This is a genomic window from Plectonema cf. radiosum LEGE 06105, from assembly GCF_015207665.1.
GTDB lineage: Bacteria > Cyanobacteriota > Cyanobacteriia > Cyanobacteriales > Nostocaceae > Rivularia > Rivularia radiosa_A.
In genome coordinates, this window is record NZ_JADEWL010000102.1 from 1 (window position 1) to 25,953 (window position 25,953).

The window sequence follows — 25,953 nt, forward strand, 5'->3', positions numbered from 1 at the left end:
CCCGAACCCCATCTAATTCAGGCTTTTTGCACTTTCCGCCAAACGGTAAAAGCTAAAAGTATACAAATTGTGAAAATAGTAGTAAAAATTACTACGGGAGACATCCCTCTTATAGACATTCCGAAGCAGTTAAAAACTAAAGTTATCGACCACAGGATAAGCGCTGCATGGCGTTGAGATAAACCCCAAGCTAACAAACGATGGTGTAAATGGTCTTTTCCAGGAGTGCTGAGGGGGTTTTTCCCCGCTGCCAAACGCCGCACAAAAACTTGAGTAGTATCCAGTACCGGCAGTAGAAGAAACACAACTGGAGGTAAGATAGATAACACTGTAGTTATTTGTAACTCACCTAAAATACTGGTTGCCGCCAATACATAACCGAAGAAATAGGCTCCGGCATCACCCATAATAATTTTTGAGGGATGGAAATTATGGCGCAAAAAGCCCAATGCGGAACCACCCAAAGCTGCCAGAACTAAAATCGCTGCCGCACGATTAGGAAATTGGGCAGAAACTGCTAGCAAACTCATAGCCGTGATAAAGCTAACTCCTCCCGCTAACCCGTCCATACCATCCATTAAATTAATGGCATTTGTGATTCCTACTACCCACAGCACCGTTAATAATGTTGAGAGCGTAGAATCGATGGGAGTGCCAAAAGTTATATCGAATCCAATTTTGTTAGCAACTAATAATAACGCGGTTAAAATTTGTACCAATAATCGGAAAAAGGGAGGTAAGCCAAATTGGTCATCAATAAAACCAACTAAAACCAATATTGATCCGCCCAGTAACACCGTTAAAACCTGTACTAAGACATTTTGTAATTCAATTGGTCTTAATAAACTAGCAAGGGTAACAGCGGCAATTACTCCTGCGTAAATTGCTAATCCTCCCGCATTCGGTAAAGGTTCTCGGTTCAAACGCCTGGCATTTGGCTGGTCTGCCCAACCTACACGCAAAGCAAATTTACGAATTTTCGGAATTAAACTCCAGGTGACAACCAAAGCTAATAAAAATGTAAACACTACTGCTAACCAGCCGGAGCCGCTTGGTTCAGCAATACCGAGAGACTTAAGGAAACTGTATATATTCATCTCCCGATTCCTTGATTACTGCCAGTATCTATCATGAGTATCAACTGTATATTAATCATTTTTGTTCCAAATATCTGTAATCTGAAAGGCTTGTTTAGTTAGCACTCTTGAGCAGTGAGTGCTAAATTGTAAAATGATAATGCTTGTGAGTTAAAAAATGGCGAAAATCGTTTCCTTTAATGAAGAGTCACGTCGGTCATTGGAAAGGGGAATTAACGCCCTTGCTGATGCCGTCAAAATTACCTTGGGACCAAAAGGTCGTAACGTTCTTTTAGAAAAGAAATTTGGTGCGCCTCAAATTGTAAACGATGGTATCACCGTTGCCAAAGAAATTGAATTATCCGATCCTTCAGAGAACGCTGGAGCAAAATTAATCCAGGAAGTAGCTGAAAAAACCAAAGAAATCGCGGGAGATGGTACTACTACCGCGACAGTTTTGGCTCAGGCTATGATTCGGGGTGGCTTGAAAAACGTTGCTGCTGGTTCTAATCCCATGAGCCTGAAGCGCGGTATCGACAAAACCATCGAAGCCCTGGTACAGGAAATCACCAAGTTTGCTAAACCAGTCGAAGGAAGTGCGATCGCGCAAGTTGCCACCGTATCTGCTGGTAACGATGAAGAAGTCGGTAGCATGATTTCTGAAGCGATGGAGAAGGTTACTAAGGACGGTGTAATTACCGTTGAGGAATCCAAATCTTTATCTACTGAATTGGAAGTTGTGGAAGGGATGCAAATTGACAGGGGATACACTTCTCCCTATTTCATCACCAACAACGACCGGATGACTGTAGAGTTTGAAAATGCCCGTATCTTGATTACTGATAAAAAAATCAGCAATATTCAAGATTTAGTGCCGGTTTTGGAAAAAGTTGCTCGTAGCGGTCAACCTTTGCTAATTATCGCTGAAGATGTTGAAGGTGAAGCTTTAGCAACTTTAGTGGTCAATAAAGCCAGAGGTGTATTGACAGTTTGCGCTATCAAAGCCCCCGGTTTTGGCGAACGTCGCAAAGCGATGTTACAAGATATTGCTATTCTGACTGGCGGACAGATGATTTCCGAAGAAATCGGTTTGAGCCTGGATACCGCAACTTTAGAAATGTTAGGAACCGCTCGCAAAATCGAAATTGACAAAGAAAACACCACCATTGTTGCTGCTGGCGATTTGAAAGCTGATGTGGAAAAGCGCATTGGTCAAATTCGCAAACAATTAGCAGAAACCGATTCTGAATACGATAAAGAAAAATTACAAGAGCGTATCGCCAAATTAGCGGGTGGTATTGCTGTAATCAAAGTTGGTGCGGCAACCGAAACCGAACTGAAAGACCGTAAATTACGGATTGAAGATGCATTAAATGCAACAAAAGCAGCCGTAGAAGAAGGTATCGTTCCCGGTGGTGGTACTACCTTGATTCACCTAATTAAGAAAATAGCCGAAATCAAAAAGAGTCTTGGCGAAGAAGAAAGAATTGGTGCCGATATAGTAGCGTTAGCCTTAGAAGCACCATTACGTCAAATCGCAGAGAATGCTGGTGTCGAAGGTTCAGTTATTGTTTCCAGAGTTAAGGAGAGCGAACTTAACATTGGTTATAATGCAGCTACCGGCGAGTTTGAAGATTTAATTGCTGCGGGAATTATTGACCCTGCTAAAGTTGTACGTTCCTCTTTGCAAAATGCTGGTTCCATTGCTGCAATGGTACTAACTACCGAAGCTTTGATAGTAGAAAAACCAGATCCCAAAGGTGCTGGTGTCCCCGACATGGGTGGCATGGGCGGTATGGGCGGCATGGGCGGCATGGGTATGCCAGGAATGGGAGGAATGGGGATGATGTAATTTAGTTAGGAGTTAGGAGTTAAGAGTTAAGAGTTAATAATTTTGACAACTAATAACTAATAACTAAATTCCCAAATTCTCTTTAGCCCATAGGGCGGCTTGGGTTCTATCTCTTAATCCGAGTCGCCCTAAAATTTGGGTAACATAGTTTTTTACGGTTCCTTCGCTCAAATATAAAATTTGAGAAATTTCTCGATTATTTTTTCCTTGGGAAATTAAAGTTAACACTTCTAATTCTCTTTCGGTTAAATTGTGGTGAGTATCGTTTTCTTTTACTGCAATTGGTGGACGCAACTGAGCAAAAACTTTGGGAGCAATAGTTGGTCCTAGTTGAGAATGACCTTGATGTATGGCGTGAATTGCTGCGGCTAGCTGAGGTGCGGGAGTATTCTTGAGCAGATAACCCAAGGCTCCAGCTTGTAAAGATTGCCAGATATATTCATCTTCATCAAAGGTCGTTAGTACTAAAATTTTAATCCAAGGGAACTTTTGGTGAATTTCGCGGGTTGCGGCTACTCCATCGCAAATCGGCATCCGCACATCCATGAGAATTACGTCGGGTTGTAATTGTTGAGTCAAAGAAATCGCTTCATTGCCGTGGTTTGCTTGTCCGACAATTTCAATATCTTCTTCCAAGGAAAGCAAAGATGCTAATCCCTGGCGAAATAAAGGTTGGTCATCTGCTAACAATAGCCGAATCATCATTTTATTAAATCAGTTAACAGTTAACAGTTATCAGTGATCACTATGGTGGGGGATTTTTACCCACCTTACGGAGAGGCTGCGAAGAAGCGTCACTAGCATATAAAGTATTAAAGGGTAAAAGCAGCATAATTGCCATCTATGCCCCATACTCCATGCTCCATTCCCAAATATGCAACGTCCTATTTTATATATTGCAATTACTAATCACGGTTTCGGACACGCAACTCGTACTGCTGCGGTGGCAGCGACTATTCAACAGTTGTGTCCGGAAGTCTTGTTAATTCTGGTGACAACTGCACCGCGTTGGCTCTTGGAATGCTATATCAAAGGTGATTTTATTCATCGTCCCCGTGCTTACGATTTGGGGGTTGTTCAGGCTGATAGCTTGAAAATGGATAAACAAGCTACTTTAGAAAAATTATTAGAAATTAAAAAGAATCATCGTTCTATTATTGCTTCCGAAGTTGATTTTATTCATCAGAATCGCGTTAATTTAATTTTAGCTGATATTCCCTTCTTAGCCGCCGAAATTGGGAAAGCAGCTAATGTTCCTTGTTGGATGATCAGTAATTTTGGTTGGGATTTTATTTACCGAGATTGGGGTGGTGATTTTATTGACGTTGCCGATTGGATTGGGGAATGTTACTCCCAGTGCGATCGCCTTTTTCGTCTTCCTTTTCACGAACCGATGCAGGCATTTGAGAATAATATAACTGATGTCGGTTTAACTGGTGGTTCTCCTGTTTTTGATGCTGATCAAATCAAATCCCAATGGGAAATAACTACATCTGCTGAAAAGACTGTTTTGCTTAGCTTTGGTGGTTTGGGGTTACAGCAATTACCCTACGAAAATCTGGTTTATTTTCCAGATTGGCAATTTATTACTTTTGATAAATCAGCACCAGATTTACCCAATTTAATCAAAGTTCAAGATATAAGAACTCGTCCCGTTGACTTTATGCCAATTTGTGGGAGAGTAATTTCTAAACCTGGCTTCGGTACATTCTCGGAAGCAACTAAGTTAGGGGTGCCGATTGTTTCAGTTACTAGAGACAATTTTGCGGAAGCAGCTTTTCTCATAGAAGGTATATGCGATTATAATTATCATCAAATTCTGACTCCCTCGGAACTGTTTGAGAGTTCCTGGGAATTTCTCAAGCAGCCATTAGAAGCACCACGCTCTCAAAAAGCGATCGCGATTAATGGCAATGAAGTTATTGCTCAAGCTGTGGTGGATTTTTTGCAGTAAATTCCTGGAGTGAAAAGTCAGGTTTTGACGCTAAAAACCCGACTTCTGATTGTAATTATTAATTAGTAAAATATTACTTTTCTTTGAAAGTCCACACACCATCATCCCATTCACTATCAGATGGAGAATTTTCCAGCCAATGGTGACAGCGTTTTAGATGCACGATTGCTGCTTTATCATGTTCATGGATTTCCAACACCTTCGCGAATTGGTTTTTAGCTGAAGTAAATTGACGATTGATATAGTATTCCCGCCCTTTGTGGTAATGCTCGATCGCACTTAGTCTGTTACCATCGAGGTTATCTTCACGTAAACCGATCAGTTCGTATATTGATACTGGTTCTTTGCGACCTTTGACACGAATGTAATCTAATTCTCTTGCCCAGATTAAATCTTTACAAGGTTCATGGGTATTATCGCTGATGATAATGTCACACCCGTACTGTTTGGTAATGCTTTCTAAACGCGAACCAAGGTTTACACCATCACCAATTGCGGTAAACTCCATACGTTTACTCGAACCAATGTTTCCACTGATAACAACATCTGAGTTGATACCTATACCAATATTGATTTGTTGTTTATTCTCTGCATGACGGCGAGCGTTAAATTCCTTTAAACGATGACGCATTTCTAAGGATGTTTGTACTGCCATCCAGGCATGGTTTTGTAAAGGTAAAGGGGAACCATATACAGCCATGATGGCATCACCAATGTATTTATCTAAGGTACCTTTATGTTTGAAAACCGCTTCTACCATTGACTCAAAGTATTCGTTGAGCATACCTACCACTTCTTCTGCTTCCAGGTTTTCTGTTAAGGTTGTATAGCCGCGAATATCCGAAAATAGAATCGAAACTTCTTTGCGATCGCCACCTAATTTTGCGTCGTCTAATTTGAGTAATTCTTCGGCTAATTCCTGAGTCATGTAACGATACATGGTACTTTTGAGCCGCTTTTCGTCGCTGATATCATCCATTACTACCAGCGCACCCCGGACTTGTCGATTGTCGCTGGCATCGGCGATGGTATTAATTGACAAGTTAATACTATTTTCTAGAGCTTGATGAGTGAGAAGGGTACGGTCGGGATAATATTGCTCGCGTAATTTATGATCGTTATTAACATTTAAAGCATCGTGACACCATTTATCAAAGTCGTTTTCTTTGATATTGATAATATCGTTGATTAATTTGCCTTCTAAGCGTTCTTCTGCTTCTAATCCCAACAAACGTAAAGCGCTTTCATTAGCAGCAAGGATGTAGCCTTTACTATCAGTAGAAATCACACCATTAGAAAGACTGCGGAGAATATCGCGCTGCATTTGTTCTTGTTGCTTGATAGTCGCGAACAATTGAGCGTTTTGCAGTGCTACACCTGCTTGTATATTAAAAGCCTCCATAAACTGTTCGTCGTTACGATCAAAACTAGCTTGGAAACATTCGGGTGCTTGGGGCCAATTTTCGGGGTTGTAGGGGGGAAATTCGGTTTTATTCTTTTTATTTACGAGTTGAGTTACACCAATTAATTCGCGATCGCCGTTAAATACTGGCATACACAGTAAACTACAAGTACGATAAGCTGTTTGCTGGTCTATTTGTTTAGCAGTATCGGAATCGGGATGATCGTATAAATCGAACGGGATATTTAATATTTTCCCACTTGAGGCAACTTGACCAACAAAACCCTTACCCATCGGTACACGCAACTCTTTTGTTGAACCATCACCAAAGGTAATTTTAGTCCATAATTCTTGGCGATCGCGATCTATTAACCATAAAGTAGAACGATCTGCGTTCATCAGTTGTTTGGCTTCATTCATCACCCGCTTGAGTGTTTCTTCTAAATCGAGACTGCTTTGAGAAAGTGATTTAATTGCTTTCATCAAAGCTTCAGCAGCTCGTTGTTTCTGAGTCGCTACATAAAAGGAGCGGGATGATTCCAAAATTAAGCCGATAGATGGTGCAAATTCTTGAAATAATTGCTCGTCAGCATCAGTAAAACCCCTAATATCGATGCGTTCGCACAAAGGAGCTTCAATATTACTATCTGGTTTTAACTTGTTTAATAACTGCACTACCGCAATCAATTTACCCTCTTCGTTGAGCAAAGGTAAAGCCAGCATTGTAAAAGTACGGTAGTCCGTTCTTTTTTCATGTTCTCTTGCAAAAGAAGAACGAATATCGTTGTAAAAATCAAAGGGAATATTGACAACTTTTTTATAAGTCGCAACTTCACCAGCAATACCTTTGTTTGCTGGTATGCGAATTTCTAAAGAACGTTTTCCTTCTCCTTCAGCAACAATTGTGTATAGCTGTTGTTTCTCTTCATCTAACAGAAATATTGTTGTTCTATCAGCACCTAATAACTCCCCAGTTTTGAGAGTGATAGATTGCAACATTTCTTGTAAAATTGCTTCAAACCCTTTAGAATCCAACATTGACAAGGTTTGATTAACAATCTGCAATTTATGCTCTACGTCTTTAACAACTTGTTTAAAAGTATCTTGGGTTAAAGGAGCAAGAAAACTCGATATAGTTCCTTCCTGTTGATGACCTAGAGCATCCAATCGAGCCGAATTTTGAATTAAGTCACGCTCCGCTGGATTATTCGCGCTAATAATTAAATCAGCGGCTTGACTGCGACTAGTTTGGTAGACTGACATAACTGCCTTTGGAGATAAAATTTGTTTTATTATTTGATTCTTTGCAGGTGATAAATCCGCCTGCATTCTAACTAAAAGTTGCTTTTAACAAAATAGACTTCTGACAAAAAACTGCTAAAAACCCCAAAAAAAGAGATAAACGCTAGATATAACCCTTTTTCATCTTTACCCTGCAATTAATATGTAAAAAATATTTTTGACAAGAGGTCTAATTAAATAAGAGCATTATTAATATTTTAATCTTTCATCAAAGAAAACGTCATCCTCGAAGATACCTAAATAAATATCATCAGTAATCAATCTATTTTTCATGCTAAAAATTGCATAAATATATGATTATCAAATCATCATGTAATTAAATAGATTAATCATATTTTGTTTTTGAAAATTTCGTATAAAATTATTTATATTATCTGTGAAAATTTAAAGAGCTACTTTATAGAATACAGAAGAATTAATAAATTCTAAACGCAATACTATATTGTTTTTGATTAATTTATTTTTTAAGTTAACTTTAATGTCACAATATTTTCTGACATTCGGCATTGAATAGTAGAATTGTAATTTCTACAGAACTATAGCAATCTTATTTGTATGTATCGAAATCACGGTGTTCAGATCCCCGGCTTCTTCAAGAAGTCGGGGATCTAAATTTTCATATATGATTTAGGATTGCTATATATTTATAGTATTCCCACAACTTATCTAAAATTAACAGCTAGAGCAGAAAAAATCATCAGTCATTTTCATCATATTTAGTTCCTTCTCTCTTCACCTCTTCCCTTAGCGCTCTAGCTTGAAAAGTTGTTCATGGGGGAGATTTTTTTTTTAATCGGTAATCTCCTACCGAGAAAAAAGTAATCCTAAGTACTTATTACGTTTTATTACTGAGTATTATAAAACATAAGTGTATTGATGATTTTGCGATCATCTAGTCCTTAATAGTAATAAAGCATAAACTATTTAATACATTGTATACAAGAATTACTACTGAATAAATGCCGAATATTAGAATTATCATAAATTTACTTTATATAAATATCAGCATTTACCAGGATGGCATCTAAGGATTTGCTGAGTTAAAAATTAAGTTGTTTAAAGTAATATAATTGAGTATTTTTACTTAAATTGCATGACTGTAAATCAGCAAAAAAAAACAATTGGCTTGTTTACTGCAATCTGTATTGTGGTAGCCAATATGATAGGTACAGGTGTATTCACTAGCTTGGGTTTTCAAGTAGTGGATATCAAATCTGGTTTCACGCTTTTATTTTTGTGGATGGTAGGTGGAATTTTCGCTTTGTGCGGTGCTTTAAGTTACAGTGAATTAGGTGCAGCAATGCCTTATTCTGGTGGGGAATACTACTATTTATCCCGTATTTATCATCCAGTGGTAGGTTTTTTATCTGGATGGGTATCAGTAACAGTAGGTTTTGCAGCACCAATAGCAGCCGCAGCTATGGCTTTGGGAGCATATTTTAAAAGTGTATTTCCGTTAATTTCTTCTACAGCTATTGCGTTAGGTGTAGTTATTTTTGTGTCTTTAATTCATAGTAGAAATAAAGCATTTGGTAGCTATTTTCAACAGATATTTACTATCTTAAAAGTTTTGTTAATTGTCATTTTAATTGTTTGTGGTTTATTTTTAGCAGAACCTCAACAGTTAGGATTTTTACCATCAATGGGAGATGTTAATTTAATCTTCAGTTCTCCTTTTGCAATATCATTAGTTTACGTAACCTATTCATATTCAGGGTGGAATGCAGCGGTTTATTTAGCTAGCGAAGTAGAAGAACCGGAAAAGAATTTACCTCGTTCTTTAATTGCTGGAACTTTAATTGTAATGGGGTTGTATTTACTATTAAACTTTATATTTTTGCATACAACACCAATTAATAAGTTAGTAGGAGAATTAGAAGTTGGGTATATAGCTGCTAATCAAATTTTTGGTTCTTTCGGAGCAAAAGTAATGGGTATACTGATTTCCTTTGGACTAATATCTTCAATTAGTTCGATGGTTTTAGCGGGTCCAAGAGTTACTCAAGCAATTGGTGAAGATATTCCTTTATTTAAACTACTTGCGAGAAAAAATAGCAGCGGAATTCCATATTTTGCAATCCTTTTACAGTTATTTATTGTTATTGTTTTAATCTTGACATCAAGTTTTCAAGCAGTGATTACTTATTTAGGATTTACCCTAACATTATCTTCATTTATTACAGTTCTAGGCATTTTTGTTTACCGTTTGCGATATCCCGAAGCACCTCGACCTTATAAAACTTGGGGTTATCCTTTTACACCAATTGTGTTTTTAGCAATTAGTTTATGGATGTTGATATTTATCTTGATCGATAAACCAGTTGAATCTTTAACTGGATTGGGAACAGTAGCTATTGGTTTGATTGTCTATTTCTTTGCTGCGAAAAAGAAGATGGGCTGGTCTTCAGTTGAGGAAATATCGGAATAAGTTCAATCTCTGAATAACTTGGAAAAATCTTCTCTAAAACAATGAAAAATCATCAATTATTTTCTAGCTTTTTAGGTACTAGTATTGGCGCATTTTTGTTATTACAAGGTTGTAGTTATAGCGAAAATATCAACGCTAACTATAATACAGATAATGCGATTAAAAAAGCTGAACCAACTACATCTGTAGACCCATTATCAAAATTTGACAAAGCAAAATCTGCTCAATTAACGGATACTGCAAAATTGCTTGCAGGAATAGAAGTTGATAGTCAAAGTATTTTAGCAAAAGTACAAAAAAATCAAGGTTGGAGTTCCCATAAAAATTACTATAAAAATGCTTGGTCTAAGTTAGAAAATCAACAGTTAGCAAAGGTAAGAAAATGGACTGCGACTGAATTAAAAGAGATTAATGCGAAATCTCCATCTGTTTTTTATCCTTTCAGTGGACCAGATTTTCTCTATAGTTATTCTTTATTTCCTCAAGCTAAGGAGATGGTTTTAATAGGTTTAGAACCAGTAGGTAGTGTTCCAGATTTTGCAAAACTTTCTGCAAACGAAAGTAATACTGCATTAAGTAAAGCAAGAAGTTCTTTATCAGAAATTTTGCAATTTAGCTTCTTCCGCACCAACGATATGAAGGTTGATTTGCAAAAGCAAGGAGTTTTACCGATTTTGTACATATTTATGGCACGTACTAACAATCGTATTCTTGATTTGCAATATATTGGACTGGATAAAAGTGCTAGTATTCAACAATTTAAAGAAGGTATGGTTCCAGGTGTAAAAATTACTTTTGTTCCCGAAGGAGATTCAGTTCCTCGTAATTTGTATTATTTCTCGACAGATTTATCAAATGATGGTTTGAAGAAGCATCCAGAGTTAACAAAATTCGTAACTAAACTTGAAAATCCGGTTACGTATTTGAAAGCAGCTTCCTATTTAATGTACAACGACAGCTTTTCAAATATTAGAAATACCATTTTGGCTAAGAGCAGCCATCTATTACAAGATGATTCTGGAATGCCTTTGAAATCTTTTGATAATGGCAAATGGGATTTAAAATTTTATGGTGCTTATACTCGTCCAATTGGTTTATTTAGTAATAGTTATCAATCAGATTTGAGACAGGTTTATGTAAGCAATAAAGCCATAAAGCCCTTAGATTTTGGTATAGGTTATCAATTCGCCGTAAATCAATCAAATTTGATGTTAGCTGAAACTAAACAGTTAACTTCTACTAAACCTAAATAATATTAGATGTAGAGACGTAGCAGTGCTACGTCTCTACATTAGTTATTGGTTTTAACAAAATATATTTAATAATCAATCATCCAATATTTAAATGCTGGATGTTTGCCACCGATAGCTCTTTCAACAATATTTTCGCACACTCTTAACCCGTTTTGACTATTAGTTAAAATTACGATTCCTGTTTGTAAATTTTTAGAAGCTACGGTAAAACTTTTAAAAGTAACTAAATCCCCCCAATGCCAAAAAAAGTTACCTTGATCCGTTTTTTCTAATCCCCAACCCAAACCCCAATCTAGAGAATTACTCAGCTTGATTTGAGGAGTTAACATCTGCTGTAAACTCGCTTCGGTTAAATTATTACTATCAATTGTTCCCGGTTTGATCATTGCAATGAGTAATTGAGCGTATTCGGAAGCAGTGGTACGTAAACTTCCTGCGGCTCCCGCAGTTTTTGGCTTACTCATTGGTTTAGGTTGATTTTGACGATTGTGTCCGTAACTAGCAATTGTTTCATATTCAGATTGCCAAATTAAACTACTACGATTCATCCCCAAAGGCTTTAATATTTGCTGTTGTAAATATGCTTCTAAAGGTTGTCCGGTAATTTTTTCAACTACGCTTTGTAAATATAAAAAACCTTCTCCTGAATAAGCAAATTTTGTTCCCGGAGTATTGTTTATCCACACGGGTTTTTCGCCGCTCCAATTGGGGAAACCAGTAGTATGAGATAATACTCTACGGGCAGTTACAAGTTTGATTCTAGAGTCGGAAATTAATGGTTTATCGGTATATTCTGTTAACGGTTTATCTAAATCAATTTCTCCTCGTTCGACCATTTTTAATACTGCATAAGCAAATAATGGTTTAGTCAAAGATGCAGCAGCAAAAATAGTTTCGTTAGTAACGGTTTTTTTGGTATTTTTGTGGGTGACTCCAAAGCTTTTATGCCAAAATAATTCCCCATCCCGAATCATCGCTATAGAAATTCCTGGAATTAAGGCATTTTGCATTAATCTGGGAATTTGTGTCTCTAAGTTGCTAATTACTGTTTCTGCTGCGGAAGTAGAATTAGCAAGTAAGTTAAGTAAGCCGATAGAAGAAAGACTAATCAAAGCAGTTGTACTTTGTTTTAATAATTTTCTGCGGGATATTTGAGACATTGTAATGTTTTTAAATGGTGTTATTAAATTAGAATTTAATTAAGATAAAAAAGTTTCTGATAAACATGATAAAAAAAATTTTGCAACCAATTTTGTTGGGAAAGTACTGAATAGCTAAAATTAATAATTAACTGCCGCAGACGCGGAAAACTCAGAGTATTGTTAAGACCTATTACATTTATCTTTGTTTATTTGAAAACTTTTGATCAAAATATCTATACTTTGGATTGTTCTGAAGATAGATGTTTGTTGTTGTTTGATGTGGGTAGATAAATAATAGTTATTGCTTATCGAACTATGAGACAGCAGATATCACACCAACCCGCAGCATGGATTGAAAGATTGGCACGGTTTGGTTATGCTTCAAAAGGAGCAGTTTATATTATTGTGGGACTGCTTGCGTTACAAGCGGCTTTTGGTAGAGGAGGAGAAACTACCGATACCCAAGGAGCTTTGCAAGCAATAGTACGTCAGCCTTTTGGTCAAATTTTACTTGCTTTGGTTGCGATTGGTTTGATCGGTTATGTAATATGGCGTTTTGTGGAAGCAATTAATGATCCAGAAAATAAGGGTAATGATTTTAAAGGTATTGCAATAAGGCTTACTTATGCCGCTAATGGCTTGGCTTATGCTGGTTTAGCTTGGACTGCGGTAAAAATTATTATGGGAAGTTCGAGTAGTGGTAATAGTGATAGTAAAGAAGATTGGACTGCTCGTTTGCTAAATCAACCTTTCGGACAGTGGTTAGTGGGAACCATTGGTGCGTGTGTAATTGCACTGGCATTTTATTATTTATATAAAGCTTTTAGAGCAAAATTTCAGAGAAAATTATATTTGTCAGACTTAAGTAATACAGAACGTCAATGGGTTATAGGCATTTGTAGATTTGGTTTGGCAGCACGAAGTATTGTATTCTTTTTAATCGGTTGGTTTGTCATTGAAGCAGCCTATATGGCTCAAGCAAGTCAAGTTGGTGGACTTGGTGAAGTATTGGAAACCTTAGCAGCTCAACCTTACGGACTTTGGCTGTTGGCGATAGTCGCTTTGGGTTTAATCGCTTATGGTGTATATATGCTAGTTCAAGCACGTTATCGTCGCCTTGACCCTAATATGTAATATTATTTTAAATGTATATAAATATATATAAATGTCTCTAACTGAAATACGCGGTGTTTGGTTAACTACTACTGGGAGTAAAGTTTTTGATTCTCGCGATAATATCATTGAAGCAATGGATTTTCTAGCCGCAACAGGGTTTAATGTTGTGTTCCCTGTGGTGTGGAATAAAGCAGTTACGCAGTTTCCTTCTAGGGTAATGCAGCAAAATTTTGGTGTGGAAATCAATCCGCAATATCAAGGAAGAGATGTTTTAGCGGAACTAATTGACGAAGCACATCGAGTAAATTTAAAAGTTATTCCTTGGTTTGAATATGGCTTTGCTAGTTCTTATAATTCCAATGGAGGAATGTTACTTGCTAAAAAACCTCAATGGGCTGCACGAGATTGTAAAGGTAATTTGTTGAATAAAAATGGTTTTGAATGGCTTAATACTCTTGATTCTGAAGTACAGGATTTTGTATTAAGTTTAATACTTGAAGTTGTTAATAATTATGATGTTGATGGTATTCAAGGAGATGACCGTTTACCTGCTCTACCTTGTGAAGGTGGTTATGATAAAGTTACTGTACAACGATATCAGCAAGAATTCGGTAAAAACCCTCCGCAAAATCCTAAAGATAGTCAATGGTTACAATGGCGTGCTAATATTTTAACTGATTTTTTAGCGCGTTTATATGGTGAAGTTAAAGCTATAAATAATAATCTATTAGTATCTATGGCTCCAAATATCCATGATTGGGCATTGAAGGAATATTTACAAGATTCACAAACTTGGTTGAAGAAAGGGTTAGTAGATATTATTCATCCCCAAATTTATCGCCGCGATTTTAATAGTTACAAAAGTATTATTGATAAGTTAGTAAAAGAACAGTTTACGGCTAACACAAGAAGAAGGCTTGCACCGGGAGTTTTAATCAAGTTGGGTTCTTATAATATTAATTCCGGCTATTTGACGCAGGTAATTGAATACAATCGTACCTGTGGTATTCAAGGGGAAGTGTTTTTCTTTTATGAAGGTTTGCGAGATAATCATAATGCTTTAGCCAAGGTGTTGCGGAATGGTTATTATGCTCAGTCTGCTGCATTTCCTAGTTTGGAAGATTTGCATGGGGGTAATGGGATTAGGGAAGAAGTTGTTGTTAAGAAGAAGGGTTTGTTTGCGTTTTTTAGAAATTGGTTTTGATTTTTATGATATCTGAATTATAAAAACCGCAGAGACGCTGAGGACACAGAGTAAGAGAATGGGGAGAGAATATGAGTTATGCAATTAGAATATAAATCGCAGGTAGAAGAAAATATCCAAATTCTTAAACATGATTTACCAACTTTGTTTGAGAAAGATATTTCTTACGATATTTATACAAATGATATTTTATTTAAAGACCCAGTAAATAAATTTAAATGGAAATTTAATTATCGAATTATCTTTTGGACTTTAAGGTTTCATGCTGGGTTATTTTTTACAGAGATATTCTTTGATTTGCATGATGTCTATCAGTTGGATGAAACTACAATTTTTGCACAGTGGACTGTACGCGGTACATTAAGAGTTCCTTGGAAAGCAAAGATTTTCTTTAACGGCAATTCAAATTATAAATTAAATCAAGATGGTTTGATATACGAACATATTGATACTTGGGATAGAAAACCCAGCGAGATTTTACGTCAATTTTTCCGTCAGGGAACTAAAAGCTAGTCAAAAACGGTATGATAAATTCAAGCTAACTTTAAGTTAATGACTCCTTTTTTACAAAATCTAATCGTCACAGCGTTGACATTTGTTTATGTTTTCGGACTTGTTGCAGTGATGAATTTCTGCGTAACCCGCTTGAATTTAGCTCCAGACATTAGCCGGAAAATTACTCATATTGGTGCAGGCTCGTTAATTGGGTTTTTGGCGCTTTATAATGATTCACACTGGTCGAAATATCTGAATGTGACTATTTTTGTCGTCTGGGTAGTACTTTTGATCCAAAAAGGTTTATTCGCTGATAATGAAGACGAAGCTGTGAAAACCATGACTCGTAACGGAGATAAAAACGAGCTTCTTAAGGGACCTTTATATTTTGTAATTGTAGCAACTATTTGCGGTACTTTATTTTACAAAACCTTTCCTGGGGTGATTGCGATCGCAATTCTTGGTTGGGGAGATGGAATTGCGCCGATTATCGGTTCTCGTTACGGTAAATTGAAATATGAAGTACTTAGCACTAAAAGTGTGGAAGGAACCCTATCAATGTTTATCGCTGCTTTCGCTGCTAGTATGTTTTTCGTTTGGTTAATTATTCCAACTGAATTGAATATTATGCGGATTTTACTATTATCTATAATTGCTACGGTAGTGGAAGCTTGTAGTCCAAAAGAAATTGATAATATTTTGATTCCAACTACGGTAATATCAACCGCTTTAATCTTTATTTAGATTGAATTAAGGTTTCTAATATACTCGAACCAATATACACATATCCAGAAACAACGATAGTACTACTCAAGATTAAAGCAATTAAAAAGTGAGGATATTTAATTTTAGTTAAACCAATCGCGTAGCTTATTAAATCTTGGGAAAGAGGCATAATAATTATCATATAAAAGATACTGCGATGATTTTTAAATCTATTGATAAATTTATCTAATTCATCTAAATTAGCTTTTCCAATGAATCTTTGAACAACTTTCCGTCCAAACTTTCTAGATATGCAAAAATTAGCGCTGCATCCAATAATAGTAGCTATGTAGCTGAGTAAGAAAGCATTATGTCTACCAAATAAAGTTCCACCGATTACAAATAGGGAACTTCCGCTTAAAGGTGCAATAATTAAACTTAAAGCACATAAAGCTATAAATACTAAAGGAGACCATACTCCAGTTTGTTTGATAAATAGTTGAGCGTTGTCTAAACCTATAGTTTGTAAGGCAAATGCCATTATTAAATATAAAATAATTACGAAGAAGGCTGCTATGAAAATTTTTTTTAAGTTTGATGTAAATTGCATTACACTATTTCTTTAAAGTTTAATTTAAATTTGTGCTAATAATTTGTTGTTTCGTTATATAATTTCATTTTACTACTTTTAGTGTCAGGACTGAATATGTAACCAGAAGTCAAAAATTAGGTAAAGCATGATACAGAAGTAGTGAGGTTATATGATAGTAAATATTTTTGTTACAAGTCTGTACTTTATAAATATACGATAAGCGGATAATAAATTGTTTTATAAAATATTAGTTTGCAACTCTAAATCTCAGAATTAAAGCGCAATTATAGTAAACTTATGCTTACATGGCATCTCCAGAACTAAGAACACCGAGAATTAGAAAAGAAGAGATCAGAAATATTATTACCAAGCCCTACTATTAGGGGTGTTAATCGACCAATACCAAAAACATATAAGTTACATCAAGCAGATGCAAGTTCTTTAATCAAGGAAATTCGACCCCTGACGACAATTGAAAGAAGCTATATACAAACATTCCCTAAAAACTTTAACTTTGATATTGAAAATCAATCAAAAACAGATTTAGAACAAATGATTGGTAATGCAGTACCAGTCAAATTAGCCGAGTATGTTGCTAATTCAATCATTGAATATCTTGAAAGTACAGCAATTCCTCAATTAGAGCCAAATATGATAGACTTTGAGAAAGGCTAAGGTAAAGAAAATGGAAGAAACAGTTACTTTAGAAGCAACCTTAAAATTGGTCAAACAACTTTCCTTGGTAGATAAAGTACGTTTAATCGAACAAATTGCACCTCAAATTGAAAAAGAATTAACAAATATTCAACCCAAACCACGACAATCGTTGAGAGGAATTTGGCAAGGTGCTAATGTTACTGAATCAGATATTAATGAAGTTAGAAAAGAAATGTGGAGTAACTTTCCGCATGAGGATATTTGATGTCGGATGCAGTCACTGATACCCACGCTTTAATTTGGTATTTAGAGGATAGTCCACGTCTAAGTACTGCTGCAAATGAGGTTTTTAATAAATGCGACAAAGGCGAATTATTAATTTATATTCCTACAATTTGCCTGGTAGAAATTGTTTATTTACAAGAAAAAGGACGGATTTCACCAGTAATGAAAGCCCAACTTGATACTGCTTTGGCAACTGAGATTAGTGGATTGCTTCTAGCGAATCTTACTGCTGGTGTTGCTGATTCATTGGCTAAAATACCACGGAATATTGTCCCTGATATGCCAGATCGGATTATTGCAGCTACAGCAAAGCATTTGAGTTTACCCTTAATTAGTAAAGATAATAAAATTACTTCCTCTGGAATCAGTATTATTTGGTAAAGGTAGAGTTTTAAGAATGGCGATCGCATTCAACTCTTCGGCTTGAGTATAAGGTGTTTCCTGAGTGGAATGCCAGTCTTTCATTTCCCAAACTGCGCCGTTGATTCTTTCAATATTATTAATTTGACAACCTTTTGTTTCTATTACCTATAATCCCCAGTTTTTATGAAGCATGAGAATGTCAGGTTCTCGTCTGGATCTGTCTGCCGAAAATATTGGATAACGATGATAACAAATTCCTTCATCATTCACTAAAGCTCCTTTCAAACATTTCCATATCAATGTCTCTGCGGAGTTATTGTCTCCAGAATCTGACCAAATAAATTCCATTAATACAAGTCTCCTTATTAAATATAAAATACCTATTTTAGTTGTTTGCAGCCACAACCGGATACTGCTTTAATACTTGCTTCAAATACCTCCCCGTATAAGATTTTTCATTCTTCGCTACATCTTCCGGAGTCCCCACAGCAATAATTTCTCCTCCTTTATCTCCTCCTTCGGGGCCTAAATCTATTACCCAATCCGCACAACGAATGACATCTAAGTTGTGTTCAATAACTAATATTGAATTACCTTTATCTACTAATCTTTGCAGTACATCTAATAATTTATGTACGTCGTAAAATGATAATCCCGTTGTCGGTTCGTCGATTAAATAAAGTGTCTTCCCGGTAGCACGACGGGATAATTCTGTGGCTAATTTGACTCGCTGTGCTTCACCACCGGATAAAGTTGTGGCTGGTTGTCCGAGTTGTACGTATCCCAAACCGACATCTACGAGAGTTTGCAGTTTGCTCGCAGCTTTAGGAATATTGATAAAAAATTCTAATGCTTCTTCAACTGTCATGTTGAGAACATCGGAAATCGATTTATCTTTATATTTAACCTGCAACGTTTCGCGGTTATATCTAGCACCTTTGCAAACTTCACACTGTACGTAAACGTCGGGTAAAAAATTCATTTCGATTACGTTGACACCCTGTCCTGCACAGGCTTCGCAACGTCCACCTTTTACGTTAAACGAAAATTGTCCCGGTTTATAACCCCGTGCTTTGGCTTCGATGGTTTCGGAAAATACCGTGCGAATCGCATCAAATATACCCGTATAAGTCGCTGGGTTGGAACGAGGAGTTCTACCGATGGGAGATTGGTCAATTACAATTGCTTTATCAACCGCTTTCAATCCCTTTATACCATCTATTTCTTTGGGCATCGGCACTTTTTTACTCAGATGGTGTTGTAATGCCCGATAAAGTAATTCGTTGACTAAAGTTGATTTACCCGAACCAGAAACACCCGTTACTGTAACTAATTTACCCAAAGGAATTTCTACATCTATATTACGCAAGTTATTTAAATGGGCGTTTTGAATAACTAAATTTATCCCATTTCCTTCTCTTCTCTGTGCAGGAGTTGCAATTACTCTCCTTCCCGATAGATAAGCACCAGTTAAGGAATTTTCTGCATCTAATAATGCTTGTAAATCACCTTGAGCAACAATGTGTCCTCCGTGAATACCCGCACCCGGACCGATATCAACAACGTGGTCAGCAGCCCGGATGGTCTCTTCATCGTGTTCTACCACAATCAAAGTGTTGCCCAAATCCCGCAATCTAAATAAAGTTTGCAGTAATCTACCGTTGTCGCGCTGGTGCAAACCGATACTCGGCTCATCTAAGACGTACAGCACCCCAGTTAACCCCGAACCGATTTGAGTTGCTAAACGAATTCGCTGCGCTTCACCACCCGAAAGCGTCATCGCAGTGCGGTTTAAAGTCAAGTAATCCAAACCGACATCCAAAAGAAACTGCAACCGCGCTTTGATTTCTCGTAATACCAAGTCTGCAATTTGAAATTGACGCTGGCTCAACTGCAAATTATTAATTCTTTCTTGAGTATCCCGAATCGAAACTCCGGTCAAATCTAAAATTCTGTACTGTCCCAATCTTACCGCTAAAGCTTCCGGTTTCAACTTTTTGCCATCGCATACCGGACAAGGTTGATCGATGATATATTGCTCTAATTTTTGCTTGATTAACTCCGAACCACCTTCATACTGGCGCTGTAAAATCGGTAACACACCTTTAAATTTCTTACTACGTTCCGATTCCGGTGCTTTCTCTTCACCTTGTAAAATTATCTCCTGCTGTTCCGGAGTCAAATTTTGCCACTGCGTCTGTAGCTCAAAGCCGTAATCCTGTCCCAGAGAGTAAAGTAGCTCCAAATAATAGGAATTATCTTTGTCAGACCAAGGCGCGATCGCAGCATAAATTGGTACTTGGGGGTCGGGTACTACTAAATCCGCAGAAAATCGTTTTAATGTCCCGATTCCATGACAATTGGGACAAGCACCGTAAGGTGAATTAAAGGAAAATAAACGCGGCGATAATTCTTCCATTACCGCACCATGTTCCGGACAAGCAAAGTTTTCGGAAAATACTAATTCTTGGTCTTGGTTAGTTGATTCTGCATCAGGTGGAGTATAGATAATTACTGCAATGCCGCTAGATTGCTTTAAACACGTAGAAAGTGAATCAACCAAACGCTCTTCAATTCCATCTTTTTTAATTAAGCGGTCAATAACAACTTCTATAGTATGAGTATATTTTTTATCTAATTCAATTGAGTCCGAAAGTTCACGCACCTCTCCATCAATGCGAACTCGGACAAAACCTTGAGAAGCAAGACTAGATAATAATTTAACGTGGGTACCTTTTTTGCCGCGAACCACCGGAGCCAGAATTTGGAACTTAGTCCGTTCCGGCAACTCCATGATTTTATCCACCATTTCATCTATAGTTTGGGGAGCAATAGAGCGATCGCATATGGGACAATGGGGTTCACCAGCTCGACCAAACAGCAGACGCAGATAATCGTAAATTTCGGTAACAGTTCCCACAGTAGAACGTGGGTTATGAGAAGTTGACTTTTGATCGATAGAAATTGCCGGACTCAAACCTTCAATCGCTTCCACATCCGGCTTATCCATTTGTCCCAAAAACTGCCGAGCATAAGAACTCAGGGACTCAACATAACGACGCTGTCCTTCAGCGAAAATCGTATCAAAAGCCAAAGAAGACTTACCAGAGCCAGAAACACCAGTAAAAACAATTAACTGACGCGCTGGTATTTCTAAATCAACATTTTTTAAATTATGCTGCCTAGCACCGCGAATACGGATTGTATTTTGATTATTAGATTTAGGAAGTTGTCCATTTAAGGATGCAGCTAACTTATTTTCTGACATATCAGCAGGGAGTGAGGGCGGCAAGGGACAATCATTAATAATACTATCCTTACTGTTGTTATGGTAGAACAATCGTACTTAATTGGGGGAATGACAGTAGGCTTTATCTGATGCAGGAAGATCGCCTAGCCGCTTGCTTCATAACTTTGTGACACTTGATTTCATTTTTTTGTTGGGAAAATGATGCAAGCAGCATCAAGCTACTTTCCCAACCGAGGTAAGACTTGTAACCGAATGGCTAAGTTGAGCGGCAGCTAGTATCCTTTGCATCACTACCAAGATTTTTCGCCCGTCCGCCCCAACGTGTTGTTAGATCGCGTTTTCGTGACAAGCTGACAACCTCTCTACCGCATTCGGCTTGGTGCTTCTGCAAATCAGCAAAGATGGCTTTCAAATCATGATTGAATGATCGAGAGTACTCTTCACGAATTTTGTGGATCTCTTCGACAATCTCATCGTTATACATGGTTAAACTCCAAGCAGTTCATAGGGTGTACAAAGAATCGGCAACTCGTAGCCAAAATCAAAACTGATCTGTGCTAATTTCCTCTGAATTTGGGCATTGGCAATATGTTTGCAGTTCCACGTCAGCAGATAGTCCATGCCGTGAACCGTTGCGGCTGCGATATGAATTGCATCAACATCAGCTTTTGCCGGAAGATTACTGCGCCCCAAGAATTGTTCTGCTAAATCAAGCACAAATTGGTTCAAGTCAAGTAAGGCAAGACTGCGAATGATTTTGAGGCGTTGAGATGCAATCGCAGCATCTCCTTGAGAAGTTTCTTTGATCACTGCTTGGGAGGCGTAGAGTTGGAAGTCACTGCGGCGCGTATCCCACCACTCCCTTGTGATCTCAATATTGGCAGCCACAACAATATCCCGGCTGGATCGAGCAGTCAGGTAGCCTAAGATACTTGTTTCAATGTATACGGTTTCAATCATACACAGCAGATCGAACGCTTCTTGATTTTAACTTAATTCAAGGCTTGCTGTTTTGGTATGGGTCGATCGCTACAATCCTGCTATGATCGACTTCTTTGAACTGAATGGGCGACCGATTCTCCTACAGGTTAAAGATATTGATTTCGCCCAAAACCAAATTACTGTTCGCGATACAAAAGGTAATGAAAGTCGAGCAACGGCTAAGTTAAGCGGACGCAGATAACCTTTGTAACCTAACCGACTCGCTTTCGGCGTTCCGGTGCAGCGACTTGTTAGTTTGACATCCGGCCAACCAGACGGTATATTATGAATACCCGACCAACTAGACGGTTTTTTAAGATTCACTCCTAATTTAGGCAGTGAGAGTTCTACTATCTATAGGTTTGAAGTTCATGGTTTCTGTAAAAAGACCTCGCTCAAAGTCCATCCAGCCCAGCTTACTGCTAGCGGCTGCAAATAAAGTAGTCGTCAGTCAGGGGGTTGACGCGCTCACTTTAAATGCGGTTGCTAGCGAAGCAGGCGTGAGTAAAGGTGGACTATTGCATCACTTTCCGAACAAGGAGACGTTGATAGCTGGCATGGTTCAGCAAGCGTTAGATAAGTTCGTTGAAGCATTGCACCATGAACTAGCACAAGATCCAGCACCCAATACTCCAGGACACTGGGTTAGAGCTTATGTCCGAGCGTCGGCGCTCGACGATCAAGAAAATTACGAGCTTCACTTTAACTTGTTGGCAGCGAATTTTACCAATCCTGAATTGTTGAAGCCAATGCGGGATTTTTGGCAAGAGTGCCATACCAAGATCATTTCTAGCGGACTCGATCCCGAAGTTGCTACGGTGATTCGATTAGCAATGGACGGCTTATGGTTAACCCATTTGCACAATTTTGCGCCTTTACAAGACCCTTTGCGATCGCAAGTCATTCAAGCTGTCTTGAAACTGGCACAGCCTTAACTGATTCTGTCAAATTTTTCATCTCTGTTCGGCATTTGCCGGATTGTTTCGAGCGCTTGTTTTTCTAGAGGTTTCCTCTAGAGAAAGTTCGTCATACCGCATTTAGCTACTCTAGTACTTGAGTTCAATGTCATGAAAGGTATTTCAAATCGATTCAGCATTCAAGCAGAAGCCCATGAATTTCTCAAATTGGCTGTTCCCCTTGCAGGTGCCCAGGTTGCTCAAGCTGGAACTGGGTTTGTGGACACCGTGATGATGGGTTGGCTGGGGCAAGACGTACTTGCAGCAGGTGGATTAGCCGCAATCATCTTTATGGCATTCATGATGACTGGAGTGGGATTGATCTCTGGTGTCAGTCCGTTGGTTGCAGAAGCGTCTGGAGCCAGACAAACTCAACAAATTGGTCAATTAACTCGTCAAGGCTTGTGGATTGCGCTACTGTTGTCGATTCCAGGAATGCTAATCATTGCTCACCTGGATGGATTAATGCGCCAGTTTGGACAAGCTGAAACAACGGTCATTCTCTCAGATACTTACTTAAACATAATGGCATGGGGATTGTTTCCAGCGATCGCATTTGCCGCGCTCAGAGGTTGTATTGTTGCACTCTCCAAAGCACGTCCGGTGATGTTCATCGTGGTTGCTGCAACCTTGTTTAACATTGTGGGTAACTATGTCTTAGGCTTTGGGAAATTTGGGTTTCCACAACTGGGAATTACAGGGTTGGCGATCGCGAGTATGGGTACTCATTGGATTATGTTTTTGTCGTTGCTCGTTTATATGCTTTGGCACAAACCACTCCATAAATATTCGCTGTTCCAATCTCTCCATCGATTGGAGCCAAAAATTCTCCAACAGCTACTTTGGGTAGGCGGACCCATTGGCATTGCTGCTGTATTAGAGTACGGATTGTACACAACAGCTAGCTTTTTCATGGGGGCACTGGGAACCCCTGTCCTGGCGGCTCACCAAGTCGTGTCACAAACCGTAATCGTCTTGTTTATGGTTCCTTTAGCCATGTCTTATGCCGCAACCGTTCGCGTCGGACAATGGTTTGGTCAACGAAATTGGAAACAGATCAGACAAGCGGCATTCGTGAGTATTGGGTTGGCAGCATCGTTTATGTTGATTACTGGGATCGTGCTGTTCACTTATCCTCGTCAAATCGTCGGATTGTATCTCGAACTCAATGATCCAGCAAATGCAAACGCCTTAAATATCAGCATTTCGATCATGAAGATCGCTGCTTTTGGACTCATCTTAGATGGCATACAACGAACAGCAAATGGTGTTTTGCAAGGTTTGCAAGATACTCGAATTCCAGTGCTGCTTGGAACGGTAGCTTATTTGGGCATTGGCTTGACAACGAGCTATCTACTGGGATTTCATACTGCCTTGTCTGGAGTCGGCGTTTGGATTGGAACCTACGTAGGATTTGCAGCAGCATCGATCGCGTATCTCTGGCGATTTTGGAGAATTATGTTGAATAAAAAATCGCTTCCTGCTGCTTAATTACTGACTCATTACTTTATTTCAATCCTCGTTCGGCTTAACCATGTGACGCTTTTTCGTCAAAATCTCGGTAAACTCCTGTATAACGGGAGCAAGCTAACGTCCACGATCACCCCCCGCAGACAACTTTAGCGCTACTACGAACCTTTGTTACCCCTTAAAATTAATGTGGTCAAGTACTAGCTTACTCCCACAAAGCTTAAACAAAGAAAAATCCGCAACCCCAAAATCGTCTAAACTCAAAGTGTCCGCTATCTCCCTTATCCCATGTCTCGCTGGTTCAATATTGCAGGTCCGTGTAAACCAGAAAAACACTATATGCTACCCGCAACCAGTCGTCTCCCCGATTTGTCAATGTTGATTGAACAAGAAAGTTATTTTGTCGTTCATGCACCGCGTCAAACGGGTAAAACCACGGCAATGCTAGCACTTGCTAAACAATTAACTGCAATTGGACGTTATGCAGCAGTAATGGTATCAGTGGAGGTCGGAAGCGCTTTTAACAATAACCCTAGTGCCGCAGAATTAGCTATTTTGGGCGCTTGGCGAAATACAATTGAGGATTACCTGCCGACCGAACTACAACCCCCTACTTGGGTTTATAATGCTCCTGGGCAAAGAATTGGCGAAAATTTAAGAGCCTGGTCACGCGCAATCAACCGTCCATTAGTAGTATTTATCGATGAAATTGACTCTTTACAAGACGAAACCTTGATTTCTGTTTTGCGACAGTTGCGTGATGGTTATCGCAGTCGTCCAGAAAATTTCCCCTCGTCGGTAGGATTAATCGGTTTACGCGATGTGCGAGATTACAAAGTTGCATCCGGTGGTAGTGATAGATTAAATACATCCAGTCCTTTTAATATTAAAGTTAGTTCTATTACACTGAGAAATTTTAACGCCGCAGAAGTTGCAGAACTATACCAACAACATACAGAAGAAACTGGACAAATTTTTACTCCGGAAGCCACAGCAACAGCTTTTGATTTAACTCAGGGACAACCTTGGTTAGTTAATGCGCTTGCCAAGGAAGTTGTGGAAAAAATGGTTAAGGATAGAAGTATTGCTATTACTAAAGAACATATTTTACAAGCCAAGGAAATATTAATTGCTCGTCAAGATACTCATTTGGATTCCTTAGCAGAAAAACTCAGAGAACAACGAGTTAAAGCCATCATTGAGCCGATTTTATCCGGACAAGCATTACCCGATACCCCCAACGATGACCGTCAATATTTACTCGATTTAGGATTATTGCGACGCGATCCTGCTGGTGGACTGGTGATTGCTAACCCAATTTACCGCGAAGTTATTCCCCGTGTTTTAGCTATTTTGCCGTAAGCCTCCCACTGAAACGGTACTCCGTTCAGTGGTGAGATATAAGGCGGTTAAAATTAACGCGACCTCCGACCAATTCAATCCGCAGGATTGATAGAGAGGGAGTCAGCG

23 protein-coding genes and 2 pseudogenes are annotated in these 25,953 nt (G+C 38.4%); 16 read left to right on the forward strand and 9 right to left on the reverse strand.

The features are described from left to right. Positions 1-17 precede the first annotated feature (17 nt). The gene (locus tag IQ247_RS23030; protein WP_193923576.1) at positions 18-1,097 is read right to left on the reverse strand and encodes an MraY family glycosyltransferase; all 1,080 of its coding nucleotides are present in this window, start codon (positions 1,095-1,097) and stop codon (positions 18-20) included. 157 nt (positions 1,098-1,254) lie between these two features. Here IQ247_RS23030 and groL point away from each other — a divergent pair, with 157 nt between their 5' ends. Beyond that, positions 1,255-2,928, forward strand: a complete 1,674-nt coding sequence (groL, locus tag IQ247_RS23035) for a chaperonin GroEL (RefSeq protein ID WP_193923577.1) — start codon at positions 1,255-1,257, stop codon at positions 2,926-2,928. A gap of 63 nt (positions 2,929-2,991) precedes the next feature. Here the strand turns inward: groL and IQ247_RS23040 are convergent, their stop codons facing one another. After that, on the reverse strand, positions 2,992-3,633 hold the full coding sequence (locus IQ247_RS23040; protein ID WP_445974531.1) for a response regulator: 642 nt from the start codon (positions 3,631-3,633) through the stop codon (positions 2,992-2,994). Positions 3,634-3,802: 169 nt separating this feature from the next. Between IQ247_RS23040 and IQ247_RS23045 the strand changes: the two genes are divergently transcribed. Further along, the gene (locus IQ247_RS23045; protein ID WP_193923578.1) at positions 3,803-4,882 is read left to right on the forward strand and encodes a glycosyltransferase family protein; all 1,080 of its coding nucleotides are present in this window, start codon (positions 3,803-3,805) and stop codon (positions 4,880-4,882) included. A 73-nt stretch (positions 4,883-4,955) separates the two neighbouring features. Here IQ247_RS23045 and IQ247_RS23050 read toward each other — a convergent pair whose 3' ends face one another. Then, positions 4,956-7,547, reverse strand: coding sequence for a GAF domain-containing protein (locus tag IQ247_RS23050; protein ID WP_193923580.1), 2,592 nt, complete (start codon positions 7,545-7,547; stop codon positions 4,956-4,958). A 1,132-nt stretch (positions 7,548-8,679) separates the two neighbouring features. On the opposite strand from IQ247_RS23050, the gene IQ247_RS23055 reads away from it, so the two are divergent. After that, a complete protein-coding gene (locus IQ247_RS23055; protein ID WP_193923581.1) occupies positions 8,680-10,014 on the forward strand; it encodes an APC family permease in 1,335 nt (444 codons plus the stop codon). Positions 10,015-10,055: 41 nt separating this feature from the next. Further along, positions 10,056-11,267: a hypothetical protein gene (locus tag IQ247_RS23060; protein WP_193923582.1), complete on the forward strand. Its 1,212-nt coding sequence runs from the start codon at positions 10,056-10,058 to the stop codon at positions 11,265-11,267. 65 nt (positions 11,268-11,332) lie between these two features. Here IQ247_RS23060 and IQ247_RS23065 read toward each other — a convergent pair whose 3' ends face one another. Further along, entirely contained in the window at positions 11,333-12,427 is a 1,095-nt protein-coding gene (locus IQ247_RS23065; RefSeq protein WP_193923583.1) for a serine hydrolase domain-containing protein, read from the reverse strand. Between the two features lie 297 nt (positions 12,428-12,724). Here IQ247_RS23065 and IQ247_RS23070 point away from each other — a divergent pair, with 297 nt between their 5' ends. The 4 genes from IQ247_RS23070 to IQ247_RS23085 all read left to right on the forward strand — a co-directional run bounded on the left by IQ247_RS23070 (position 12,725) and on the right by IQ247_RS23085 (position 15,968). Further along, complete coding sequence (locus IQ247_RS23070; RefSeq protein ID WP_193923584.1) at positions 12,725-13,543, forward strand: DUF1206 domain-containing protein; 819 nt, start codon at positions 12,725-12,727, stop codon at positions 13,541-13,543. Between the two features lie 31 nt (positions 13,544-13,574). After that, the gene (locus IQ247_RS23075) at positions 13,575-14,729 is read left to right on the forward strand and encodes a glycoside hydrolase family 10-like protein (protein ID WP_193923585.1); all 1,155 of its coding nucleotides are present in this window, start codon (positions 13,575-13,577) and stop codon (positions 14,727-14,729) included. A gap of 78 nt (positions 14,730-14,807) precedes the next feature. Further along, positions 14,808-15,242: a C6orf136 family protein gene (locus IQ247_RS23080; RefSeq protein ID WP_193923586.1), complete on the forward strand. Its 435-nt coding sequence runs from the start codon at positions 14,808-14,810 to the stop codon at positions 15,240-15,242. Positions 15,243-15,281: 39 nt separating this feature from the next. After that, positions 15,282-15,968, forward strand: coding sequence for a diacylglycerol/polyprenol kinase family protein (locus tag IQ247_RS23085; protein ID WP_193923588.1), 687 nt, complete (start codon positions 15,282-15,284; stop codon positions 15,966-15,968). On the opposite strand, the gene IQ247_RS23090 is transcribed toward IQ247_RS23085, so the two are convergent. Continuing rightward, on the reverse strand, positions 15,961-16,539 hold the full coding sequence (locus IQ247_RS23090; RefSeq protein ID WP_228059976.1) for a TVP38/TMEM64 family protein: 579 nt from the start codon (positions 16,537-16,539) through the stop codon (positions 15,961-15,963). The genes IQ247_RS23085 and IQ247_RS23090 overlap by 8 nt on opposite strands. A gap of 324 nt (positions 16,540-16,863) precedes the next feature. Between IQ247_RS23090 and IQ247_RS23095 the strand changes: the two are divergent. The 3 genes and pseudogenes from IQ247_RS23095 to IQ247_RS23105 form a co-directional block, all read left to right on the forward strand. Beyond that, positions 16,864-17,196: pseudogene (locus IQ247_RS23095) on the forward strand (DNA cytosine methyltransferase); the annotation flags it as partial. Positions 17,197-17,206: 10 nt separating this feature from the next. Continuing rightward, entirely contained in the window at positions 17,207-17,443 is a 237-nt protein-coding gene (locus IQ247_RS23100; protein ID WP_193923591.1) for a hypothetical protein, read from the forward strand. Continuing rightward, positions 17,443-17,844, forward strand: a complete 402-nt coding sequence (locus tag IQ247_RS23105) for a type II toxin-antitoxin system VapC family toxin (RefSeq protein ID WP_193923592.1) — start codon at positions 17,443-17,445, stop codon at positions 17,842-17,844. Before IQ247_RS23100 ends, IQ247_RS23105 begins: the two co-directional genes overlap by 1 nt. A 147-nt stretch (positions 17,845-17,991) precedes the next feature. Here IQ247_RS23105 and IQ247_RS23110 read toward each other — a convergent pair whose 3' ends face one another. The 4 genes from IQ247_RS23110 to IQ247_RS23125 all read right to left on the reverse strand — a co-directional run bounded on the left by IQ247_RS23110 (position 17,992) and on the right by IQ247_RS23125 (position 22,036). Further along, complete coding sequence (locus IQ247_RS23110; RefSeq protein WP_193923593.1) at positions 17,992-18,174, reverse strand: hypothetical protein; 183 nt, start codon at positions 18,172-18,174, stop codon at positions 17,992-17,994. Positions 18,175-18,211: 37 nt separating this feature from the next. Continuing rightward, entirely contained in the window at positions 18,212-21,094 is a 2,883-nt protein-coding gene (gene uvrA, locus IQ247_RS23115; RefSeq protein WP_193923594.1) for an excinuclease ABC subunit UvrA, read from the reverse strand. Between the two features lie 238 nt (positions 21,095-21,332). Beyond that, complete coding sequence (locus tag IQ247_RS23120) at positions 21,333-21,488, reverse strand: hypothetical protein (protein WP_375341245.1); 156 nt, start codon at positions 21,486-21,488, stop codon at positions 21,333-21,335. Positions 21,489-21,562: 74 nt separating this feature from the next. Continuing rightward, positions 21,563-22,036 (reverse strand): type II toxin-antitoxin system VapC family toxin, encoded by a 474-nt coding sequence (locus tag IQ247_RS23125; protein ID WP_193923597.1) that lies wholly within the window; start codon positions 22,034-22,036, stop codon positions 21,563-21,565. 82 nt (positions 22,037-22,118) lie between these two features. On the opposite strand from IQ247_RS23125, the gene IQ247_RS23130 reads away from it, so the two are divergent. The 5 genes and pseudogenes from IQ247_RS23130 to IQ247_RS23145 all read left to right on the forward strand — a co-directional run bounded on the left by IQ247_RS23130 (position 22,119) and on the right by IQ247_RS23145 (position 25,845). Continuing rightward, entirely contained in the window at positions 22,119-22,259 is a 141-nt protein-coding gene (locus tag IQ247_RS23130) for a hypothetical protein (RefSeq protein ID WP_193923599.1), read from the forward strand. Between the two features lie 169 nt (positions 22,260-22,428). Next, positions 22,429-22,599: pseudogene (locus IQ247_RS33665) on the forward strand (TetR/AcrR family transcriptional regulator); the annotation flags it as partial. 15 nt (positions 22,600-22,614) lie between these two features. Then, complete coding sequence (locus IQ247_RS23135; protein WP_228059978.1) at positions 22,615-22,992, forward strand: hypothetical protein; 378 nt, start codon at positions 22,615-22,617, stop codon at positions 22,990-22,992. 132 nt (positions 22,993-23,124) lie between these two features. Further along, a complete protein-coding gene (locus IQ247_RS23140) occupies positions 23,125-24,504 on the forward strand; it encodes an MATE family efflux transporter (RefSeq protein ID WP_193923602.1) in 1,380 nt (459 codons plus the stop codon). Positions 24,505-24,771: 267 nt separating this feature from the next. Beyond that, positions 24,772-25,845 carry an AAA family ATPase gene (locus IQ247_RS23145; RefSeq protein WP_228059977.1) on the forward strand — a complete coding sequence of 358 codons (1,074 nt, stop codon included), beginning with the start codon at positions 24,772-24,774 and terminating at the stop codon, positions 25,843-25,845. Positions 25,846-25,953 lie beyond the last annotated feature (108 nt).

Excerpts from the sequence above, each read along its gene's own strand:
- IQ247_RS23030 (WP_193923576.1), bottom strand. The coding sequence starts at position 1,097 with ATGAATATATACAGTTTCCTTAAGTCTCTCGGTATTGCTGAACCAAGC.
- groL (WP_193923577.1), top strand. The coding sequence starts at position 1,255 with ATGGCGAAAATCGTTTCCTTTAATGAAGAGTCACGTCGGTCATTGGAA.
- IQ247_RS23040 (WP_445974531.1), bottom strand. The coding sequence starts at position 3,633 with ATGATGATTCGGCTATTGTTAGCAGATGACCAACCTTTATTTCGCCAG.
- IQ247_RS23045 (WP_193923578.1), top strand. The coding sequence starts at position 3,803 with ATGCAACGTCCTATTTTATATATTGCAATTACTAATCACGGTTTCGGA.
- IQ247_RS23050 (WP_193923580.1), bottom strand. The coding sequence starts at position 7,547 with ATGTCAGTCTACCAAACTAGTCGCAGTCAAGCCGCTGATTTAATTATT.
- IQ247_RS23055 (WP_193923581.1), top strand. The coding sequence starts at position 8,680 with ATGACTGTAAATCAGCAAAAAAAAACAATTGGCTTGTTTACTGCAATC.
- IQ247_RS23060 (WP_193923582.1), top strand. The coding sequence starts at position 10,056 with ATGAAAAATCATCAATTATTTTCTAGCTTTTTAGGTACTAGTATTGGC.
- IQ247_RS23065 (WP_193923583.1), bottom strand. The coding sequence starts at position 12,427 with ATGTCTCAAATATCCCGCAGAAAATTATTAAAACAAAGTACAACTGCT.
- IQ247_RS23070 (WP_193923584.1), top strand. The coding sequence starts at position 12,725 with ATGAGACAGCAGATATCACACCAACCCGCAGCATGGATTGAAAGATTG.
- IQ247_RS23075 (WP_193923585.1), top strand. The coding sequence starts at position 13,575 with ATGTCTCTAACTGAAATACGCGGTGTTTGGTTAACTACTACTGGGAGT.
- IQ247_RS23080 (WP_193923586.1), top strand. The coding sequence starts at position 14,808 with ATGCAATTAGAATATAAATCGCAGGTAGAAGAAAATATCCAAATTCTT.
- IQ247_RS23085 (WP_193923588.1), top strand. The coding sequence starts at position 15,282 with ATGACTCCTTTTTTACAAAATCTAATCGTCACAGCGTTGACATTTGTT.
- IQ247_RS23090 (WP_228059976.1), bottom strand. The coding sequence starts at position 16,539 with ATGCAATTTACATCAAACTTAAAAAAAATTTTCATAGCAGCCTTCTTC.
- IQ247_RS23100 (WP_193923591.1), top strand. The coding sequence starts at position 17,207 with ATGGAAGAAACAGTTACTTTAGAAGCAACCTTAAAATTGGTCAAACAA.
- IQ247_RS23105 (WP_193923592.1), top strand. The coding sequence starts at position 17,443 with ATGTCGGATGCAGTCACTGATACCCACGCTTTAATTTGGTATTTAGAG.
- IQ247_RS23110 (WP_193923593.1), bottom strand. The coding sequence starts at position 18,174 with ATGGAATTTATTTGGTCAGATTCTGGAGACAATAACTCCGCAGAGACA.
- uvrA (WP_193923594.1), bottom strand. The coding sequence starts at position 21,094 with ATGTCAGAAAATAAGTTAGCTGCATCCTTAAATGGACAACTTCCTAAA.
- IQ247_RS23125 (WP_193923597.1), bottom strand. The coding sequence starts at position 22,036 with ATGATTGAAACCGTATACATTGAAACAAGTATCTTAGGCTACCTGACT.
- IQ247_RS23130 (WP_193923599.1), top strand. The coding sequence starts at position 22,119 with ATGATCGACTTCTTTGAACTGAATGGGCGACCGATTCTCCTACAGGTT.
- IQ247_RS23135 (WP_228059978.1), top strand. The coding sequence starts at position 22,615 with ATGGTTCAGCAAGCGTTAGATAAGTTCGTTGAAGCATTGCACCATGAA.
- IQ247_RS23140 (WP_193923602.1), top strand. The coding sequence starts at position 23,125 with ATGAAAGGTATTTCAAATCGATTCAGCATTCAAGCAGAAGCCCATGAA.
- IQ247_RS23145 (WP_228059977.1), top strand. The coding sequence starts at position 24,772 with ATGTCTCGCTGGTTCAATATTGCAGGTCCGTGTAAACCAGAAAAACAC.